The 3,459-nt window shown below is 64.4% G+C and carries 1 protein-coding gene; it reads left to right on the forward strand.

Annotated features, from left to right (window positions below):
* Positions 1-3,459: non-ribosomal peptide synthetase (locus J6525_RS46055; protein ID WP_225649572.1), on the forward strand; the 3,459-nt coding region annotated here is incomplete at both ends.

Below are 3,459 nucleotides of genomic sequence, written 5' to 3' on the forward strand. Positions count from 1 at the left end.
TCGCCAGTCCCTTTGTCGAGGGCGATCGGCTGTACCGGACCGGCGACCTCGGGCGTTATCTGCCGGACGGCAATCTGGAGTTCCTGGGCCGCAACGACGACCAGGTCAAGATCCGCGGCTACCGCATCGAGCCGGGCGAGATCGTAGCAAAGCTTTGCGAGCACGCCTTTGTGCGCGAGGCGGTGGTGGTGGCGCGCCAGAGCCGCGCCGGCGACAAGCATCTGATCGCCTATGTGGTCTGCGCGCCCGAGGCCGGTGAGGGCGAGGGCGATGGAGGCGGGCTTGCGGGCGCCTTGCGCGCGCACTTGAGTAGCCGGCTGCCGGACTACATGGTGCCGGCTGCGTTCGTGCCGATCGCGGCGATGCCGCTGACGCCGAATGGCAAGCTCGATCGCAACGCGCTGCCGGCGCCGGCCGATCAGGCCTATGCGCTGGCGGCCTATGAGGCGCCGCAGGGCGCGGTCGAGACCGCGCTGGCGCGGATCTGGGCCGAGCTTCTCGGTGTCGAGCGCATCGGGCGCCACGACCACTTCTTCGAACTGGGCGGCCACTCGCTCTTGGCCGTGCAGGTGTCGAGCCGGCTGTCCCAGGCTGTCGGGGTCGACCTGCCGCTGTCGACGCTGTTCGCAAGGCCAGTGCTGACTGACCTGGCGGCAAGCATCGTCGAGCTGTTGAGCCGCTCCGGTCCGCAACAGCTGCCGGCGATTGCGGCCGTGTCGCGTCATGAGCCGCTGATGCTGTCGTTTGCGCAGCAGCGGTTATGGTTTTTGGCGCAGCTGAACGAAGGCAGCACGAACTATCACATTCCGCTGGCCCTGCGACTGCGCGGGGCGCTCGACCGCAGCGCCTGGCAGCGCAGCCTTGACCGTCTGTTGGCGCGTCATGAGGCGCTGCGCAGTGTCTTTGTCGCGACGCAAGGCAAGCCCCACGTTGAGGTACTGCCGCCGGAGGCGGGATTGCCGATAGTCGACCACGATCTGCGGCAGAGATCGGATGCGGAAGCGGCGCTTTTGGATCTGTGCCATGAAGAGGGGCGCACGCCGTTTGATCTTGCGCGCGGGCCGCTGATCCGCGGGCATCTGGTGCGGATGTCGGACGAGGAGCACGTCTTCCTGCTGACTCAGCATCACATCGTCTCGGACGGCTGGTCGATGGGCGTGCTGCTGCGTGAACTTAGCCAGCTTTACCGGGCATTCGCGGCCGGTCAGGACGATCCTTTGCCGGCGTTGGCGATCCAATATCCGGATTATGCCGCCTGGCAACGCCAATGGCTGTCGGGGGAACGGCTGCAGAAGCAGGCGCAGTATTGGCGCAGCGCGCTGGCAGGCACGACCCGTCTTGTCTTGCCGACGGACCGTGCGCGGCCGGCCCAGCAGTCATTTGCCGCGGCCACAGTTCCGATCATCATCGATGCGGATCTGACGCGGGAGCTGAAGCGGCTCAGCCTGCAGCATGGCACGACGTTGTTCATGACGGTGCTGGCGGCCTGGGCGGCGGTGCTGTCGCGTCTGTCGGGGCAGGACGACCTTGTGATCGGCGTGCCGAGCGCCAATCGAGGCCGTCGCGAGATCGAAGAGCTGATCGGCTTCTTCGTCAACACCCTGGCGCTACGGCTCGACCTGTCGGGCGAGCCGAGCGTGTCGGAGCTTCTGGAGCGGACGCGGCGCACGACGCTGGCTGCGCAGGAGCATCAGGATCTGCCGTTCGAGCAGGTGGTGGAGATCGTGCAGCCGCCTCGGGCTCTTGATCACACCCCTCTGTTGCAGGTGATGCTGGCCTGGGAGAACAATGCGGTTGGGTCATTGGAGCTGCCGGGGCTGAGTGCGGAGGCTGCCGCGGAGGAGATTGACCAGGTCGAGTTCGATCTGGAGCTGAGCCTTGGCGAGCACGGCGGGAAGATCGCCGGAACGCTGGGTTATGCCACGGCGCTATTTGATCGCGCGACGATCGAGCGGCAACGTGGTTATCTGCTGGCGCTGCTGCGAGAGATGGCTGCCGATGCGCAGCAAGAGGTCCGCCGGATTGAGCTGCTGTCGACTGCCGAGCGCAGCTATCTGCTGGAGGAGTTGAACCGGACGGCGGCGCCTTATTCGTCGGAACGGTGCATCCATGAGCTGTTCGAGGTGCAGGTGCAAAAGGCGCCGGAGGCGGTGGCGCTGGTCTGCGATGATGAGCGGCTGAGCTATGGCGAGCTCAACGCGCGGGCCAACCGCCTGGCGCACCACCTGATCGCCCTCGGGGTCAAGCCTGGGGATCGCATTGCCACCGTGCTGGACCGCTCCGCCGCTCTTGTGGTGGCGCAACTGGCGATTCTGAAGGCGGGCGCAGTGTATGTACCGATCGATCGCGCGCTTCCATCTGCGCGACAACAATGGCTGGTGGCCGATTGTGCTGCACGCCTGGTGCTTTACGGTAATGATCCGGTTGAGGCGACGATACCTGCTCTGGCTATTGGACCGCTCATAGTTGGAATGGGATGTCGTAGCGATCCTGGTCTGGCGTTAAGCGCTGAAACTGCCGCTTACGTGATGTACACCTCCGGCTCAACTGGCCTTCCCAAAGGAGTTGTTGTTCCTCATCGTGCCGTCAACCGGCTCGTGATCAACAGTTGGTATGTGAAGGTCGATGCCGGAGATCGGGTGGCATGGGCTGGCAATCCCGCCTTCGACGCAAGCACATTCGAAGTATGGGCGCCGCTGCTTAACGGCGGTTGCATTGTTGCAATACATGCCGCCACCGTCAGGGATACTCCCAGTTTCGCTCGGGCGCTTGAACAGCACCGGGTGACATCACTGTTTCTGACAACAGCATTATTCAACCAATATACATCATCGATTGCTCCGACGTTGGCGCAACTTAAGTACCTTCTCTGTGGGGGTGAGCGCGGTGATGTTGCCTCATTTCTGAGATTGCTGAAAGAACAAGGCCCCGTACGTCTCATTCACTGCTATGGCCCGACCGAGACGACGACCTTCGCGACGGTTTGGAATTGCCCGGCTGGTTTTGACGGATCAGTGGTCCCGATTGGCCGCCCGATTGCCAACACGCGGGTGTACCTGCTGGACGAGCATGGCGCGCCGGTGCCGTTCGGCGCGGTGGGCGAGCTTTACATTGGCGGGGCTGGGGTTGCGCGGGGCTATTTGAACCGACCGGAACTGACCGCCGAGCGGTTCATCGCCAGTCCCTTTGTCGAGGGCGATCGGCTGTACCGGACCGGCGACCTCGGGCGTTATCTGCCGGACGGCAATCTGGAGTTCCTGGGCCGCAACGACGACCAGGTCAAGATCCGCGGCTACCGCATCGAGCCGGGCGAGATCGTAGCAAAGCTTTGCGAGCACGCCTTTGTGCGCGAGGCGGTGGTGGTGGCGCGCCAGAGCCGCGCCGGCGACAAGCATCTGATCGCCTATGTGGTCTGCGCGCCCGAGGCCGGTGAGGGCGAGGGCGATGGAGGCGGGCTTG

The sequence above is a fragment of the Bradyrhizobium australafricanum genome (genome assembly GCF_020329495.1).
Taxonomy (GTDB): domain Bacteria; phylum Pseudomonadota; class Alphaproteobacteria; order Rhizobiales; family Xanthobacteraceae; genus Bradyrhizobium; species Bradyrhizobium australafricanum.